At 62.2% G+C, this 16,781-nt stretch carries 18 protein-coding genes; 7 read left to right on the top strand and 11 right to left on the bottom strand.

Features of this window, described 5'->3' with window-relative positions:
* Positions 1–99 precede the first annotated feature (99 nt).
* On the bottom strand, positions 100–1,326 hold the full coding sequence (locus NKJ67_RS17630) for a cytochrome P450 (RefSeq protein ID WP_127271208.1): 1,227 nt from the start codon (positions 1,324–1,326) through the stop codon (positions 100–102).
* On the bottom strand, positions 1,323–1,976 hold the full coding sequence (locus NKJ67_RS17635) for an N-acetyltransferase (RefSeq protein WP_127318816.1): 654 nt from the start codon (positions 1,974–1,976) through the stop codon (positions 1,323–1,325). The genes NKJ67_RS17630 and NKJ67_RS17635 overlap by 4 nt, the downstream gene beginning before the upstream one ends.
* 90 nt (positions 1,977–2,066) lie before the next feature.
* On the opposite strand from NKJ67_RS17635, the gene NKJ67_RS17640 reads away from it, so the two are divergent.
* From NKJ67_RS17640 to NKJ67_RS17655, 4 genes are all read left to right on the top strand, one after another.
* Positions 2,067–3,086, top strand: coding sequence for a hypothetical protein (locus tag NKJ67_RS17640; protein WP_352582063.1), 1,020 nt, complete (start codon positions 2,067–2,069; stop codon positions 3,084–3,086).
* Positions 3,087–3,242: 156 nt separating this feature from the next.
* Positions 3,243–3,794 (top strand): sigma-70 family RNA polymerase sigma factor, encoded by a 552-nt coding sequence (locus NKJ67_RS17645; protein WP_127379999.1) that lies wholly within the window; start codon positions 3,243–3,245, stop codon positions 3,792–3,794.
* 1 nt (position 3,795) lies between these two features.
* Entirely contained in the window at positions 3,796–4,434 is a 639-nt protein-coding gene (locus tag NKJ67_RS17650; protein WP_352582064.1) for an NrsF family protein, read from the top strand.
* A gap of 132 nt (positions 4,435–4,566) precedes the next feature.
* On the top strand, positions 4,567–6,585 hold the full coding sequence (locus NKJ67_RS17655; protein WP_352582065.1) for a PAS domain S-box protein: 2,019 nt from the start codon (positions 4,567–4,569) through the stop codon (positions 6,583–6,585).
* A gap of 57 nt (positions 6,586–6,642) precedes the next feature.
* On the opposite strand, the gene NKJ67_RS17660 is transcribed toward NKJ67_RS17655, so the two are convergent.
* The 7 genes from NKJ67_RS17660 to NKJ67_RS17690 form a co-directional block, all read right to left on the bottom strand.
* Positions 6,643–7,521: a 3-hydroxybutyryl-CoA dehydrogenase gene (locus NKJ67_RS17660; protein ID WP_013529423.1), complete on the bottom strand. Its 879-nt coding sequence runs from the start codon at positions 7,519–7,521 to the stop codon at positions 6,643–6,645.
* Between the two features lie 208 nt (positions 7,522–7,729).
* Complete coding sequence (locus NKJ67_RS17665; RefSeq protein WP_352582066.1) at positions 7,730–8,659, bottom strand: electron transfer flavoprotein subunit alpha/FixB family protein; 930 nt, start codon at positions 8,657–8,659, stop codon at positions 7,730–7,732.
* 23 nt (positions 8,660–8,682) lie between these two features.
* Positions 8,683–9,432, bottom strand: coding sequence for an electron transfer flavoprotein subunit beta/FixA family protein (locus NKJ67_RS17670; RefSeq protein ID WP_292655954.1), 750 nt, complete (start codon positions 9,430–9,432; stop codon positions 8,683–8,685).
* Between the two features lie 213 nt (positions 9,433–9,645).
* On the bottom strand, positions 9,646–10,446 hold the full coding sequence (locus NKJ67_RS17675; RefSeq protein ID WP_127272488.1) for a rhomboid family intramembrane serine protease: 801 nt from the start codon (positions 10,444–10,446) through the stop codon (positions 9,646–9,648).
* A 28-nt stretch (positions 10,447–10,474) separates the two neighbouring features.
* On the bottom strand, positions 10,475–11,056 hold the full coding sequence (locus tag NKJ67_RS17680) for a cob(I)yrinic acid a,c-diamide adenosyltransferase (RefSeq protein ID WP_127270629.1): 582 nt from the start codon (positions 11,054–11,056) through the stop codon (positions 10,475–10,477).
* Positions 11,057–11,078: 22 nt separating this feature from the next.
* Positions 11,079–11,270 (bottom strand): twin transmembrane helix small protein, encoded by a 192-nt coding sequence (locus NKJ67_RS17685; protein ID WP_013529428.1) that lies wholly within the window; start codon positions 11,268–11,270, stop codon positions 11,079–11,081.
* A 25-nt stretch (positions 11,271–11,295) separates the two neighbouring features.
* Positions 11,296–12,162, bottom strand: coding sequence for an SDR family oxidoreductase (locus tag NKJ67_RS17690; RefSeq protein WP_352582067.1), 867 nt, complete (start codon positions 12,160–12,162; stop codon positions 11,296–11,298).
* 55 nt (positions 12,163–12,217) lie between these two features.
* On the opposite strand from NKJ67_RS17690, the gene NKJ67_RS17695 reads away from it, so the two are divergent.
* Positions 12,218–13,069 carry a YihY/virulence factor BrkB family protein gene (locus tag NKJ67_RS17695; RefSeq protein ID WP_127270626.1) on the top strand — a complete coding sequence of 284 codons (852 nt, stop codon included), beginning with the start codon at positions 12,218–12,220 and terminating at the stop codon, positions 13,067–13,069.
* Positions 13,070–13,195: 126 nt separating this feature from the next.
* Here the strand turns inward: NKJ67_RS17695 and NKJ67_RS17700 are convergent, their stop codons facing one another.
* Both NKJ67_RS17700 and gluQRS read right to left on the bottom strand, forming a co-directional pair.
* Complete coding sequence (locus NKJ67_RS17700) at positions 13,196–14,092, bottom strand: DMT family transporter (protein ID WP_127272487.1); 897 nt, start codon at positions 14,090–14,092, stop codon at positions 13,196–13,198.
* 140 nt (positions 14,093–14,232) lie between these two features.
* Positions 14,233–15,108 (bottom strand): tRNA glutamyl-Q(34) synthetase GluQRS, encoded by an 876-nt coding sequence (gene gluQRS, locus NKJ67_RS17705; RefSeq protein WP_352582068.1) that lies wholly within the window; start codon positions 15,106–15,108, stop codon positions 14,233–14,235.
* Between the two features lie 73 nt (positions 15,109–15,181).
* Between gluQRS and NKJ67_RS17710 the strand changes: the two genes are divergently transcribed.
* On the top strand, positions 15,182–15,823 hold the full coding sequence (locus NKJ67_RS17710) for a DNA-3-methyladenine glycosylase family protein (RefSeq protein WP_352582069.1): 642 nt from the start codon (positions 15,182–15,184) through the stop codon (positions 15,821–15,823).
* A 128-nt stretch (positions 15,824–15,951) separates the two neighbouring features.
* The gene (locus tag NKJ67_RS17715; protein ID WP_006328497.1) at positions 15,952–16,509 is read left to right on the top strand and encodes an HNH endonuclease; all 558 of its coding nucleotides are present in this window, start codon (positions 15,952–15,954) and stop codon (positions 16,507–16,509) included.
* The last annotated feature ends 272 nt before the right edge of the window (positions 16,510–16,781 follow it).

A 16,781-nucleotide genomic window follows, 5' to 3' on the forward strand; every position in this document is an offset into this window, starting at 1 on the left:
CAACATTGGTGATCTGCTTCAATCGGTCGCTGAAGCACAAACGCTTGATATCGGGCTCACAATTCCAAGTGATGAAGGGACCCGAATGGCGTGCCGAATTCAAACCGATGGTTGATCCGCGGGCCGGATGAATGGGGCGGCTTGCAGACCGTGGAAAAGCACCGAATGCCGCCTGACGACCCTGGGAAGGTCCAAGCACCAGCCTTTGGCCTGCGTGAACAAGGCCTCCAGCAGTACAGCTATTTCTAACCGGGCGACGTGTTGACCCAGACAGGCATGCAGTCCGGTGCCAAAGGCAAGGGCCGACGAAATGCCGGAACCCAAATCCAACCGGTCGCCCGCCGGAAAAACAGAAATGTCTCGATTGGCGCTCGCCAGCACGGGTACGACGGCCTGCCCGGCTTTTATGGTTGCGCCACCAAATTGCATATCTTCCGCGGCGATGCGCGCTCCGGCATAGTGAACTGGAGCGCAAAAACGGAGCAGCTCTTCGGCTGCTGAAAACCAACTGACTTTCCCATCTTCAAGCAGCGAAAGCTGTTCTGGGAAGCGTGCAAGCGCGACCAGCGCATTGCCGAAGGTATCGACGACTGTCGCCTGCCCGGCAAAGAGCAGGAATACGATGTTTGCAACGGCATCGTCTCTCAGCCAGCGGCCAGCCTCGACTTCGGCAAGCATCTGAGCTGAAATACCGTTTGGGCGCACAGTACCGTGTTCTATCACGCTGGATACCCATGCCTCCAACCGGCGGCAGGCATCGTTTGCGTCTTCGTCTACGCCGCCGGCCCTTATTTCCAGGGCGTTGGCCATAAGCTGTGCGTCGGCGCCAATCCGCCAGGGATCGTCCATGTCGATACCAAGGATCTGTTCCAGGGCTGAAAACGATAGCGGCAGGCCTATATCACGAACCGCGTCGAACTCCGGTTTTTGTACAGCTGCCTGCGTAAGTTCCGACGCTTTGGCCGCAAGCCGGTCGAATAGCCCGTTGCTGGAGGAAAAGCTTAGCGAACCAGCCAATGGGCGGCGCAGGCGCATGTGCCGTGGCGGGTCGGACAGCAGCATGGAACGGGTCAACAGGTCCAGGGCCGGATTGGCGCTGATCTTTTGCCTGACCTCCTGATAGGCGCCCGGCGGTGCCTGCAGCAACAGCGGGTGTTTCAAGGCCTGGGAAACAAGCGCATGGCTGAACACGTAGAAGGCTTCACCGACCTCGGGATAAGGAGGTTTGCCCCAACTGGCGCCTCCTGAACTCCGACGACGGGCGAATTCGGGAAACGCATCGCTGCCATGGGCGATGGGGTCAAATAGATCAGCCTGATCTGTCATCGGGCAAGATCGACAGCAAAGATAACGCGAAATCCGCCGGAACTCATGTCTTCAGGTAGAAAATCGGACGCGAGATGTAGAAATTCGCACCGGAGAACACGGTTATAGAACCGCAGTAGCGGATCCCTCGTTATGGATTCCACCGAAGGCATGACACCGGTCCGATGCCAATCGTCGATGGTCCGACGAAATTCCGGATCCGGCCGAACCTTGTCGGGCAACTCGTCCTGTGCTCCCGCGTAGGACGGGCAACGTCCGTCGCCGACCAACCAACGCGCACCGACCTGCCGTCCATAGTCAGACATTTGCGACAACAGGCGGCGTGCCATGTCGGTGCCGCGGAATTCGGGTCGCACACCAAGATTGTACACGTAGAGTGACCGTGCAGGTTGGCTCCTGGCAAGCGAAGAGTAGGCGGAGAAGGTCTTGGGGAACCTTCCCGTATCGTGCGGATCTTGGCTGGTTTCCACGAAGCAGATCGCGCCGGCAACAAGGTTCTCAACCATGGCCAGGATCATTGTATGCCCGAGCGAAAGCCGGTGGTGAATTGTTTTTTCGCTGGCACCGAGTCTTCCCCAGGCCGCGGCCTCCATCGCGGCCATGCCCGGAACGTCGTCTGCCATAAGTTGTTGAAATACGATCATCTTCATCGTCGAAAGGCGGCTCGTAATTGCGATATCGAATCGATAATTTTCTGATACCAGCTGTTGATGAGTGCATGAGTAGGGGCGGGTTGTCTCATGATCTTCTATGTTTGCCATCGCTTGCATGCCTATACCCTGGCAAGCCTGCTACTCTATTTTCGAACAGATTTGCAGGGTTCTGTGCGCTTTGTCCCCTATGACGAACGGGAGCATCTGCTTGAGATTTCCAGAGGCACCGTTCTTTGGACGGATTTGGACCGACTGAGCGAAGCAGAGATTGAAGCATGCTCCAATCTCAGCCAGCGGATGAAGTCGCAGCAGCCTGACCTGTTTCAACTCAACCATCCCCGAAAAAGCCTTCAGCGTTTCGATCTATTGCGCATGCTGTTCGCGGACGGCATCAATGATTTCAATGTATACAGACCCGAAAGTCTGCCGGCGGGAATGCGTTTCCCTGTCTTTCTGCGTGATGAGACGGGCGCCGCTTATAAAGTGCCGCCGCTGTTGCAATCGCCGGCGGAACTCGGCGAGGCGCTCTCGAACCTGGGTACGATGAATTTTGTTCGCCCCATGGTGGTGGAGTTTGGAGCAAAGGCTGGTGCCGATGGCAGCTACCGAAAATACTCGGCATATCGGATCGGCGAGCGCAGTTATGCGCAACACTGCTTCGCCAGCAAGGAGTGGTTCATAAAGGTACAGGGAGGCGGCATGTCGGGGCGACATCGGGTCGAGCATACCGCCTTTGTGCGCGACAATCCGCATGCGGTAGAGCTGATGCCGATTTTCGAGAAGGCGGGGATCTCATATGGCAGGATCGACTACACCATTGTCGATGGTCGTATCCAGGTTTTCGAGATCAACACCAATCCCACTGTATTGAACGACCCGCCCACACCCTTCGACAGATACGATTCGTTGCCTTACGCCAACATGCATGCAGATGCCTTGGCACAGCTGCCGTATGCTAACGATCCCCTATCCACTCCGGTTATCGATGAGACACATCTCCAGATCTTGGGCCGCCTGAAAAACAAGTACCGTCGCAGACGGATGAAGCTGACCGTTCGAAAGGGCTTCAGGTCTTTCCGGGACGCCATGTTCGGCGCCAAGCCTTGATTTCTCGAACAAGAGCGCGGGGCAATATCGCACTGGCGATCGGCGCGCGGTGTGCCGCAATCTTTCGTGATTTGCCGATAGTTTGGCTTGGACATTATTTCGCCGGCCACGTAACAAATCAGTGCCGAGACGCGAAATTCGGGGGAGTGAACTCTTGTGAGCGGCAAGGACGAGGCCGAACTTTCCCGGCTGATGCGGGCCGCGATCGCGGGAGATGAAAGGGCTTACGCCGACTTTCTGCACCGGATTGCCGCGCTGGTTCGCGGTTTTGCCAGGCGCAAGATCGTGCAGGGCGGGGTCGATCCCGAGGATGTCGTGCAGGAAACCTTGCTGGCTATTCATGTAAAACGACATACCTGGCGTCAGGATGCGCCGGTGTTGCCGTGGATCTACGCGATCGCCCGCTTCAAGCTGATCGATGCGTTCCGGCGGCGAGGACGGCGCATCGAGATTGATGTCGACGATATCGCCGAGACGTTCGCCGAGCCGGAAACCGAGACCGTCAGCGAGCGAGACATCAACCGGGCATTGGACAGCCTGTCGCCGGCACAGCGCTCCGTGGTCTCGGCCGTGTCGGTGGAAGGGCGGTCCATCGGTGAGACGGCGGCGAAGTTCGGCATCAGCGAGACGGCGGTGCGTGTGTCGCTGCATCGCGGACTTGCCGCGATAGCCAAGCGATTCGGGCAGGGGCGGTTCGGGCGGGAATGACATGAGGACGGATGATCTCATCAAGGCGCTGGACGCCGACGCAAGCAGCAAGGCAATCCCGTTGCTGTCGGCCTGGTGGCTGGCCGCCGGTGCGGGGGCGGTGATCGCGGCCGTCGTATTCCTGCTGACCATCGGTCCGCGCCCGGACTTCGTGGCGGCCGCTCACACGATGCGCTTCCTCTCCAAATTCGTCTTCACCATCGTGCTGGCCGTCAGCGCCTTCGCCCTGATCCGCGCCTTGTCGACGCCGGGCGCCTCGACGGGCCGGGCAATGGCCTGGATGGCTGCGGCGCCGGTGCTGGTCGCCGTGGCGGTGCTTCTTGAGCTTTTCATGGTGCCGGAGGCGCTGTGGGGTACACGGATGGTCGGCTCCAACATGATGCTCTGCATGGGCTTTATCCCGCTGATCGGTATTGGCCCGCTTGCCATCTTCCTGTGGATGCTGCGCTATGGCGCGCCGACACGGCCGGTGCTTGCCGGTGCGGTGGCGGGTCTGCTCGCCGGCGGGCTGGCGGCAACCTTCTATGCCGCGCACTGCTTCGACGACTCGCCGCTTTTCGTCGCCACCTGGTACACGGCAGCGATCGCAGGGCTCGCATTGCTCGGTGCGCTCGGCGGACGGTTTTTGATACGCTGGTAGCGTTTCGTAACGATCGCGGACCCGTGCACCGATCCTTAATCATGCCGGCAATTGTTTGCCGGTTAGCGACCACGCCGGCATGCCGGACGCAACCTTTCCTTAAAATCGATCCGCCAAGGTTGATGCGAGAACATGCGTTTGCGCACGGGGGTGGCACGTATCGTGATGTGGCGAGGATTGACCAGCCGAAAATCTCTTGGGCATGCAGGGCTGGCGTTGCTCGTCGCCGGCCTGGGCGTGCTGGCGACCTCGATCCTGCTGTCGAGCCTGGAATTCGGCACCGAAGCGTTGAGGCTCTGCCTGCAGATCGCGGTGGCGGTGGCGGCGGGCGCGCTGTTCCTCGCCGCCCTGTCTATCCGCAGGATCAGCAGGGATCGCCAGCAGATCGCCGAGAGCGAGCTGCGCTTCCGCCGCGCCATGGAGGATTCGGCGATCGGCATCGTGGTTGTCGGTCTCGACGGTCGCATCCGCCAGACCAATCCGGCCTTCGCCGCCATGCTTGGGTACACGAGCGAAGAGATCGAGGCGCTGACTTTCTTCCAGATCACGCATCCCGACGATCTGCTGATCGGGCGGGAGACGATGGACGATCTGAAGGCGGGCACGGTCAATTCCTTCCACTTCGAGAAGCGTTATCTCAGGAAGGACGGAACGCCCGTCTGGGCCCATCTTGCCGGTTCGGTCATTCGCGATGAGACCAGCCGCCGCCCGCTCTATCTCGTCTCGCAAATCGAGAACATCGACGCGCGCAAGCAGGCCGAGGCGCGCATTGCCGAGGCGGAGACGCGTTGGAATTTCGCGCTCGCCGGTGCCGGCCAAGGCGTCTGGGACCTCGACATGCGCAAGGGTGGCACGACCTATTCCTCGACCTGGGTCAAGATGCTGGGCTATGCGGATGGCGAGCTCGATGGCGACACCGACCGCTGGCTGGAGATGATTCATCCCGACGATCGCGAGACTGTCGCCGAAGCCGATCGCGCCCATCTCGAGGGCAAGACACCGTTCTTTGAGGCCGAGTTCAGGATGCGCCACAAGGATGGCCACTGGATGTGGATACTCGACCGCGGCAAGGCTATCGAACGCGACGAGAATGGACGGCTGATCAGGGCCATCGGCAGCCTGACCGACATCACCCGTCGCAAGGAGGCCGAAGAGCGCCTTACTGTGTCGGCGGCAATGCTTGCCGACGAAAAGGAGCGGCTGAGGGTGACGCTGCAATCGATCGGCGATGCCGTCATCTGCACCGATGCCGCAAACCGTATCACCTTCATGAACCCGGTCGCCGAAAAGCTGACCGGGATTGCCGGCGGCGAGGCTCTCGGCAAGATGCTTGGCCATGTCTACTGGGCGGTCGACGAGGAGACGGGGCACAGGATCGGCGTCACCCGGCCCGCGGTTGGCGTTCATGCGCCCGCCGACCAGAACAGCCGCGCCGTCCTGATCCGGCGCGACGACACGCGCTGCAGCATCCGCCAGGTGGTGTCGCCGATCATCAACGAACGGAACGAATTCTGCGGGCTGGTCATCGTCTTCCAGGACTTTACCGATGCGCGCGCGCTGCAGCGCCAGCTGGCGCATGCCGCGGCACACGATGCGCTGACCGGCCTTGCCAACCGCTCGAGCTTCATCCGCGCCATGGAAGACCTGGTCGGCCAGGCCCGCAAGGATGGCACCGCCGACACGACGAAGTCGGTCGGAGGCGCCGGACATCAGTTCATGTTCATCGATCTCGACCACTTCAAACTGGTCAACGACACCGGCGGACACGCGGCGGGAGACGCGCTGCTGAAGCGGGTTGCCGAGGCGATTCGCGGCGTGCTTGGTCCAGACGATATCGTCGCTCGCCTCGGCGGCGACGAATTCGCGGTCATTCTGAAATCGGGTTCGGCAGCCGGCGCCAAGATCGCGGCACGCTCCATCATCGATGCGATCGGCGGGCTGGACTTCACCTGGGACGGCCGTCTTCACGTGATCGGCGCCAGCATCGGACTGGCTGCGATCAATGCCAATTGCGGCGAGGTCGACGAGATCATCGCGAGAGCCGATGCGGCCTGCTATGCGGCCAAGGCGGCCGGCCGCGGCTGTGTCTCCGTGGCGTCCGACGCACGGATCGTGGAGGGCCGGACAGAGCCGCTGGCGGCGGCCTCCTGATCGAGCCTGTCAACCGCCGATCCGAAGGCTTGTCCCTGATTTGCGTCGACGATGCGCTCAGCGCGTCGGAACGGGATGCTCGCCACGATAGTCGTAGAAGCCGCGCCCGGTCTTGCGGCCGAGCCAGCCGGCCTCGACATATTTCACCAGCAGCGGGCAAGGGCGATACTTCGAGTCCGACAGGCCGTCATGCAGCACCTGCATGATCGACAGGCAGGTATCGAGCCCGATGAAATCGGCCAACTGCAGCGGCCCCATCGGATGGTTGGCGCCGAGCCGCATGGCGGTGTCGATGGCGTCGACCGAGCCGACACCCTCATAGAGCGTGTAGATCGCCTCGTTGATCATCGGCAACAGGATGCGGTTGACGATGAAGGCCGGAAAATCCTCCGAGACCGTGATCGTCTTGTCGAGCTGCTTCACATAGGTCTTGGCAGCCTCGAAGGTCTGGTCCTCGGTGGCGATGCCGCGCACCAGCTCGACCAGCTTCATCAGCGGCACCGGGTTCATGAAATGTATGCCGATGAACCGCTCAGGCCGGTCGGTCTGCGCGGCAAGCCGCGTGATCGAGATCGACGAGGTGTTGGTCGCCAGGATGGCTTCGGGATTGAGCTGCGGACAAAGCTGGGCGTAGATCTTGCGCTTGACCGTCTCGTCCTCTGTCGCCGCCTCGATCACCAGATCCGCGCCGGCAAGATCGGCCATCGCGGGCGCGGCCGAAATGCGGCCCATCGCGTCGTTGCGCACCTTCTCGTCGAGCTTGCCGGACCCCACCTGGCGGGCCATGTTGCCGCTGATTGTGGCGATGCCTTTCTCGATGCGGTCGGGCGAAATATCGTAGATCAGCACCTTGTAGCCCGAAAGCGCGGAGACATGGGCGATGCCGCCGCCCATCTGGCCCGCGCCGATGATGCCGATCGTCTCGATCTTGCTCATTACACCGATCCCGTCCTGAGCCCTTCCGCTTGAACTGCGAAAGCGCTCCACCTTTTATTTTACCGCAATTCCGGACGCAAAACCGCTGCGCACTTTTGCTGGATTGCTTTTCGCCTTTGCGGCCTGCTTTTTGTGCGGTGCAAACTAAAAGGGCGGGGCGACTTCGTCTACCCCACCCTCACCATTTAATACGCTTTGGCAGAAAGCGTCAAAGCGCCTTTTGCAGCTCCGGCAGAATGACGAAGAGATCGCCGACGAGGCCGTAGTCGGCAACCTGGAAAATCGGCGCCTCCTCGTCCTTGTTGATGGCGACGATGACCTTCGAATCCTTCATGCCGGCGAGATGCTGGATGGCGCCGGAGATGCCGACCGCGATGTAAAGATCGGGGGCAACCACCTTGCCGGTCTGGCCGACCTGCCAGTCGTTCGGCGCATAGCCGGCATCGACCGCGGCGCGGGAGGCGCCGACGGCTGCACCGAGCTTGTCGGCGACCGGCAGGATGACCTCCTGGAACTTCTCCGCCGAACCCAGCGCACGACCACCCGAGATGATGATCTTGGCCGAGGTCAGCTCCGGACGGTCGGTCTCGGAAAGCTTGTTCTCGACGAAGGTGGACAGGCCGGGATTGGCCGCGGCCTTGACGGTCTCGACCGCCGCCGAGCCGCCCTCGGGGGCTGCCTGGAACGAGGCCGTGCGCACCGTGATCACCTTCTTGGCGTCGCTCGACTGCACCGTCTGGATGGCGTTGCCGGCATAGATCGGCCGCTTGAAGGTGTCGGTCGATACGACTTCGATGATCTCGGACACCTGCGCGACATCGAGGAGCGCAGCCACGCGCGGCGCGACATTCTTGCCCGACGAGGTCGCCGGCGCGATGATGGTGTCGTAAGCGCCCGCCAGCGACACAATGAGCGCTGCCGTCGGTTCGGCCAGGCGCTCGGCAAGTTCGTCTGCCTCGGCCAGCAGCACCTTGCTCACGCCCTTCAGCTTGGCGGCAGCGTCGGCTGCCGGCTTGGCGCCCTTGCCGGCAACCAGCACATGCACGTCCGAGCCGATCTGCAGCGCCGCCGACAGCGCCTTGGCGGTCTGGTCGGAAAGCGTTGCGTTGTCGTGTTCTGCGATGAGGAGAATAGCCATTTTTCTGTTCCTTTCCCGATCGCTTACAACACGCCGGCTTCGTTCTTGAGCTTGTCGACCAGCTCAGTGACGCTCTTGACCTTGACGCCTGCCTTGCGGCCGCTCGGCTCCTCGGTCTTGATGACCTTCAGCCGCGGCTTGACGTCGGCGCCGTAGTCGGCCGGGGTCTTCTCGTCGAGCTGCTTCTTCTTGGCCTTCATGATGTTGGGCAACGAGGCATAGCGCGGCTGGTTAAGGCGAAGGTCGGCGGTGACGATCACCGGCATCTTCAGTTCCACGGTCTGCAGGCCGCCGTCGACCTCGCGCGTCACCTTGGCCTTGTCGCCGTCGAGCACGATCTTGGAAGCGAAGGTGCCCTGCGCCCAGCCAAGCAGTGCGGCCAGCATCTGGCCGGTCTGGTTGGAGTCGTCGTCGATGGCCTGCTTGCCGAGAATGACGAGGCCGGGCTGCTCGGCGTCGACGACGCCTTTCAGCACCTTGGCGACGCCGAGCGGCTCGGTCTGTTCCTCGGTCTTGACCAAGATGGCGCGGTCGGCGCCCATGGCGAGCGCGGTGCGCAGTGTTTCCTGCGCCTGCTGCGGGCCGATCGAGACGACGATGATTTCTTCAGCCTTGCCGGCTTCCTTCAGCCGGATTGCTTCTTCCACCGCGATTTCGTCAAACGGGTTCATCGCCATCTTGACGTTGGCGAGCTCCACCGCCGAACCATCAGCCTTCACGCGAACCTTGACGTTCGCATCCACAACCCGCTTCACGGGCACAAGGATCTTCATTTGCCTGTCACCTCTTCACGCTAGTTGGGCGCGCTATAGCAGCCTGCGCCCGTTCTGAGTTGTCGAAAGCCGACATTCCTGACTGAATTTTGGCCGGATGGAATTCCGGCCGGATGGAAATTCTGGTGTTTGCCCGCCTTAGGTTGCGGCGGTGACGTTTCCGTAGTTGCGGCAACCCTGCACGTCAATACGCTGCAAGCGGCTCAAATCGGTTCAGTCCGAACTGGAAGTGTTTCCTCGCCCCCAGCGCGGCGTCGCGGCGGGCGGGTCGGGGATCAGCGGTTCCGTGGCAACCGGCGGTTGGTCGGGAGCGGTGGGCGCGACGTCCTCGTCGGCGCCGGCAAACAGCGGCACGCCGCGGCTGCGCAGGACGAGCACAAGAACGGCTCCGGCAATGATGCCGCCGATATGGCAGGCCCACGAAATCTGGTCCTCGCCGCCGGCGGCAAACATCACCACCTGGAACAGCACCCACAAGATGAGCGGGATGAAGGCCGGGATGCGCAGCGGGATGCGGGCAAAGGCCAGCACCCAGACCTTCACCCTGGGATAAAGGATCAGATAGGCGACGACCACTCCGGCGATGGCGCCGGAGGCACCGATCAGCGGCGCCTGCGAATCCCAGGCAACGAGGCCCTGGAAGGCGGCGCCGGCGATCGCGCACAACAGGTAGAAGATGAGGTAGCGGATGTGGCCGAGCGCATCCTCGACATTGTCGCCGAACACCCACAGGAACAGCATGTTGCCGCCGAGATGGAAGATGTCTGCATGCAGGAAGGAATAGGTGAGGTAGCTCAGGCTTTCGGGGATGACGATGAAACGCGGATCAAGCTCGGCGGTGTCATGGACGACCGACGGGATGAAGCCGAGGCCAAGCACGGCGGCATTGGAGAAACTCTCGCCGCCGAGCGCGGTGGCAAGGTAGACCAGGGCATTGACCACGATCAGCCCGATGGTCACATATTGCAGCCTGATGTGCCGCAGCCTGTTGGTGTCGTAAAGCGGGATGAACATGCCCCAGGCCCTCTTCCGCTTTCGACAATCAGCGGTTCTTGCCGGGAACCCATAGCACGTCGGCGTTTCCGTTGTCATTGACCGCCCGGGCGGCGACAAACAGGAAATCCGAGACCCGGTTGATGTATTTCAGACCGTCGCGGTTGACGTGCTCGTCCGGATCCTGGGCAAGGGCCACGATCAGCCTTTCGGCCCGCCGCGCCACGGTGCGGGCAAGGTGAAGTGCCGCCGCTGCCGGCGTGCCGCCATTGAGCACGAAGGATTTGAGCGGCTGAAGCTCCTTGTTGAGAAGGTCGATGTCCTTTTCGACCCGGTCGGTCTGCACGGCGACGATGCGAAGCGGCTCATAGCCGAGCGGCTTGCCGTCGTCGGGCACGGCGAGATCGGCGCCGAGATCGAACAGATCGTTCTGGATGCGGGAAAGCATGGCGTCGATCGCGGGATGGATCGCGGCCGTGTGGACCCGGGCGATGCCGATGCAGGCATTGGCTTCGTCGACCGTGCCGTAGGCGTCTACCCGCAGGTCGGATTTCAGCCGCCTCTCGCCGGTGCCGAGACCCGTGGTGCCATCATCGCCGGTGCGGGTGTAGATCTTGTTGAGCTTGACCATTTCGCCTCCCCGCCGACATCCCTCACTTGCGGGTGAAATACACCGCAAGCAGGATCAGCACCAGCGCCACGGCCTGCAGCATGACGCGCGCCTGCATCAGCTTGTTCGATGTGACGCCGGAGCCGCCGCGCATCATATTGATGAGGCCACGAACAAGCACGACCGCAACGGCGACCATGACCAGAATGGCGAGAATGTTGAAGACGGTTGCCATTGTTTCGTTCCAGTTGTTTTGGCGTTCAGGCGCGTTTGGCCATCAGGCGGTAAAGCATCGATGCCGGCAGGATGCGTTTGAGCACCGCACCGATCCTGGCCGGCAATGTTACCACATAGTGCGGTCGCGGGCGCCGCGACAGAAGTGCATGGCGCAGCGCCACATGAACGACTTCCGGCCCTGGCTTCAAGGCCGATTGGCTGCCGCCGGCCCGCAGCCGCTCGAGTTGCGCCGCATAGTCCACGCGGTGCACGGAATTCTCGTGGTCGATGTTGCCGAGAAACCAAATGAGGCCATTGCTGGCGATCTTCGACTTCACCGGCCCCGGTTCGATCAGCGAAACGTGGACGCCGCTGCCGGCCAGTTCCTGGCGCTGGCAGAGCATCAAGGCCTCGAGTGCGTGCTTCGACGCTGAATAGGCGCCGCGAAAGCGCACCGGCACGAGGCCAAGGATCGACGAACAGTGGACGATGCGACCGTCACCCTGGCGGCGCATCACCGGCACCAGTCGGCGGGTCAAATCATGCCAGCCGAAGAAATTCGCCTCGAACTGCTGCTTGAGCGCCGCGACGGGCAGATCCTCGACGGCGCCAGGCTGGGCATAGGCGCCGTTGTTGAAAAGGGCGTCGAGCCGGCCGCCGGTGCGGTCGAGCACCGCCGTCACCAGCGCGGCGATGGAGTCCGGTTCGCAATAATCGAGATAGAAGGCCTCGATGCCATCGGCTTCGAGCGCGGCGATATCCTGCGGCCTGCGCGCCGTTGCGAACACCCGCCAGCCTTCCGCCTTCAACGCGCGGGCGCAGTACGCGCCTATTCCCGAAGACGCACCGGTGATGATAATCGAGCGCAACTTCTGCGCCGGACTGTTCGTGGTTTCGCCAAGGGTTGCCATTTGCCGCAATCCCTTCCCATATTCCCGGCGTGGAGACAATTGGAGGGCGCGGTTCTTGTTGCGGAAGATCGTAGCCCTCAAGCGGGTCCTCTACGACGCGCTCGGCCATTTCAACACCGATGACGGCTGGGCGATGGCCAGCCATCTGGCGATCACATCGCTGATGGCACTGTTCCCGTTCCTGATCTTCGCGACGACGCTGGCGAGCTTCCTGGGCGCGCAGGCGTTCTCCGACACCGCCGTGCATCTGGTCTTCGACACCTGGCCCGAACAGATCGCCAAGCCGATCGCGCGCGAAGTGCTCAATGTGCTGACCGTCCGGCGCACCGACCTTTTGACCTATGGTGTGGTGCTTGCTGCCTATTTTGCGTCGAACGGCATCGAGGCGCTGCGCACGTCGCTCAACCGCGCCTATCGCGTTTCGGAAACGCGCGGCATCATCTACCGCCGGGTGCAGAGCATCATCTTCGTTCTCATCGCCACGGCCGGTTTCCTGGCGATCAGCGTGCTCCTGGTGTTCGCGCCGCTGCTGGCGCGGATCGCCGAAGCCCATATCGACTGGATCAAGCCCTATATGGGCACCATCACGCTGTGGCGTTACGTCATCGCTTCGGCGGTCATTGTCGGCGGATTGTTTGCCGTGCATTTCTGGCTGCCGGCGGGCAAGCGCCGCTTCGTCTCGCTGGTGCCGGGCATCGTCTTCACGCTGGCGGCATGGCTTATCGGTTCGACCATCTTCGCCACCTATCTCGACCACTTCTCGTCCTATGTGACGACCTATGCCGGCCTGGCCTCGATCATGATCGCCGTGGTCTTCCTCTACATGGTCTCGGCGATCTTCATCCTTGGCGGCGAGCTCAATGCCGCGATCAGCCGCTATCTGGAGGCACGTGCGCGGGTGGGATGACAGGTCGAATTGAGGAATTGAAGAACTGAAGAATTGGAGAAAAAGCGGGCCATATCCGGCGCTGTCTGTGCTTCTTTCTCAATTCCTCAATTCCTCAATTCCTCAATTCCTCAATTCCTCAATTCCTCAATTCCTCAATTCCACAGTTCTTCCCTTCGTCTGCCGCGCTGTTGCCAAGCCAACGCCGAAGGTCGTGATCGCCATGCCGACGATCTGCAGGGCGTTGAGCTGCTCGTCGAACAGGGCCCATGCGATGACCGCCGTCACCGCCGGTACCAGGTAGAACAGCGAGGCCACTTTCGACATCTCCCCGTCGCGGATCATGACCATCAGCAGGAAAATGGCGCCGAGCGACAGCACCAGCACCAGCCAGGCCATGGCGAAGATCAGCTCGCCATTGATGACGACGGTGTGGGTTTCGAAAGCGAGCGAGGCGAGGAGCATCAGCGAACCACCGCCGACATATTGCCACATGGTCGCCGCGACGAGGTCGCCGCCGGAGGCGAAGCGCTTCTGCCAGATGGTGCCGGCGCTCATGCCAAGTACCGAGACCAGCGAGGCGGTCAATGTCGCCGCGGTCACGCCGCCGCCCAGCGCGCCGAGCTTCGGCCACAGCACGATGACGATACCGATGAGGCCGATGCCAAGGCCAAGCCAGTGGCGCGGCAGGATCGCCTCGCCGAGAAACTTACCGGCAAGCACCGCCGTGATCAGTGGCTGCAGGCCGACGATGAGGGCTGAAAAGCCGGCCGGCATGCCCCTGTGGATGGCCCAGAAGACGGCGCCGAGATAGACGCCATGCATCAGGATGCCGGCGCCGGTGGCATGCAGCGCCTCCTGGCGGGTGGCTCTTTTCGAGCCAAGCACAAGCATCAGGACGGCCAGCAGGATAGCAGCGAGGACGAAACGCGCGGCGAGGAAGGTGAACGGTTCCGCCCACGGCATGGCGTAGCGCGCACCGATGAAGCCGGTGGCCCACAAGACGACGAAGGTGGCGGGGATGAACCGCTTGATGCTGTGCATGTTCCGGAGGCCGCCGTACTGGGGAGAGTTGACCGTGGCGCTGCTCTAATGCGCTTCAACCCGACGCGCAAAGCGAAACCATTGATCCATACATCACTGAAATTCAACGGCCGGCGCATTTGGCAGGTGATCTCGCCTGGTCAAAGCCCGACCGTCCGTCTGATGTCATCAGGTGATGCGCCGGCGTGACCCAGCGCGGCGAGGCCGGTATCGCCCAGGCTCTTCGACAGCTTTCGTCCGTCGGGCCCGAGGATGAGGCGATGATGGAAATAGGCCGGTTGCGGCAGCCCCAGGAGTCGCTGCAGCAGGCGCTGCACGCCGGTGGCGGAAAACAGATCCTGGCCGCGTACGACGTGGCTGACGCCTTGCAGCGCATCGTCCATGACGACGGCGAGGTGGTAACTGGTCGGGATGTCACGGCGCGCCAAGATCACGTCGCCCCAGTCCTGCGGGCGGGCTTCGACGGAGCGCGTCGTGGAAAGCGTCTCGTCGGAATACTCTGTCCAAGACAGGTCCTTGCCGACACGCGCCATGGCGGCCTCGACATCCAGCCGCCAGGCGAAGGGCGCATTCTCGGTTATCCGCCGCTGGCGTTCCTTCAGCGGCAGCGCCTTGTCCACGGCGGGGTAGAGCGGCACGCCATCGGGATCGCGCGGCCAGTCGCGCCCACGCTTTTCGCTGTCGGTGATGAAGGCGCGGATCTCGCCACGGCTCATGAAGGCGGGGTAGACGAGTTCCTCCGCGATCAACCGCTCGAGCATCGCTTGGTATTCGGCGAAATGCTCGGACTGGCGGCGCACCGGCTCTTCCCAGCCAAGCCCCAGCCATTTCAGGTCGGCAAGCACGCCGGCCTCGAATTGCGGCGTGCAGCGCGTCGTGTCGATATCCTCGATGCGCAGCAGCAGGCGTCCGCCCGCCCGTGCCGCCAGCTTCTGGTTGAGCAGCGCCGAATAGGCGTGGCCGAGATGCAGGTCGCCGTTGGGGCTGGGCGCGAAGCGGAATGTCAGGAGTGTCATCTCTCAGGCGGCAATCATGTTTTGCGGCGCTTCGCCAATTGCTACCCTGTCGACGGTCGAGGAACAAGAAAGCATGCGCCGTATCGTGACATCAGACGACATTGCCCGGGGGCTCGATGCGCTTTGCGTGATCGACCCGCGCCTGGAAAAGGTGCGCGGCATGGCCGGCGAGGTGCCGCTGCGGCTGTCCGAGCCGGGCTTTCGAAGCCTGGCGTCGATCGTCGTCTCGCAGCAAGTTTCCCGCGCCAGTGCCGATGCGATCTTCGGCCGGCTGACCAAACTCGTCGATCCGCTGACGCCGCAGTCGATCCTGGCCGCCGGCGAGGACATGTTTCGCGAAGCCGGCCTGTCGCGGCCCAAACAGCGCGGCCTGATCGCTGTTGCCCAGGCCGTGGTCGACGGCCTCGACCTGCATCACCTCTGTTCGCTCGATGCCCAGGAGGCGATCACGACGATGACGGCGGTGTCCGGCATCGGCCCGTGGACGGCGGAAGTGTATCTCTTATTCGCCGCCGGGCATCCCGACATCTTCCCCGCGCGCGACGTCGCGCTGCAGAGCGCGGTCGGCCACGCGCTTGGCATCGAGCCGCGTCCGCCGGAGAAAACCCTGATCGCATTGGCCGAATCATGGAGCCCGTGGCGAGGTGTCGCATCGCGGCTTTTCTGGTCCTATTATCGTGAAACCAGGGGGCGGGACGCCGCGCCGCCGGCTTGAATCCGCGAAAAATCATAAAAATCATGCATTTTTGGCGCTTCAGCGACGCGACAATCCGCTTCACATCCCTGTCATGTCGGGCTTACAGTATCCGCGCCGTTCGGGTCTAGAACCAAGGAGGTGAACACGTGACGGTTGCCGTATCTCCGGATGGGCTTCCAGCACTGGTGCTGAATGCGGATTACCGTCCGCTCAGCTATTACCCCTTGTCGCTCTGGTCGTGGCAGGATGCCATCAAGGCGGTGTTCCTCGACCGGGTGAACATCGTCGCCGAATACGAGCACGCCGTCTCCTCGCCGACCTTCTCGATGAAGCTGCCGAGCGTGGTCAGCCTGAAGGCCTATGTGAAGCCCTCCAGGCACCCGGCCTTCACCCGCTTCAACGTCTTCCTGCGCGATCGCTTCCAGTGCCAGTATTGCGGCACGCCGGAGGACCTGACCTTCGATCACGTCATCCCCCGCCATCGCGGCGGTGCGACGACATGGGAGAATGTCGTTGCCGCCTGCTCGCCCTGCAATCTGAGGAAGGGCGGCATGATGCCGGCGCATGCCAAGATGTGGCCGCTGCAGAAGCCTTTCCAGCCGACGGTGCACGATCTGCACAACAATGGCCGCCTGTTCCCGCCCAACCATCTGCATGAGAGCTGGATGGATTATCTGTACTGGGATGTCGAACTCGAACCCTGAGATCGTTCGAGAATTCGGGAGGCTGGCCGTCTGGAGCAATTGTCTGCGCTTCCGACCACTCCCCGATATCGGACCAGCATGGTCGCGCTCACTTATCAGCGGCTTTGCCCTTAAGAACCGGCTTCCCCCACTCCGTCTCGGCTTCGCAGCGCCACCTTGTATCTACACGAGAGAGATTTCGTGGGATTAGAGCGATTGAGCCAACCTCCGCGCCGCCCCCCCGACCAAGGCTCCAGGCTCATATTCACAAAAGACGCAGCCCACGAACACCA

It is taken from the genome of Mesorhizobium sp. M0088 (assembly GCF_040322895.1).
Classification (GTDB): Bacteria; Pseudomonadota; Alphaproteobacteria; order Rhizobiales; family Rhizobiaceae; genus Mesorhizobium.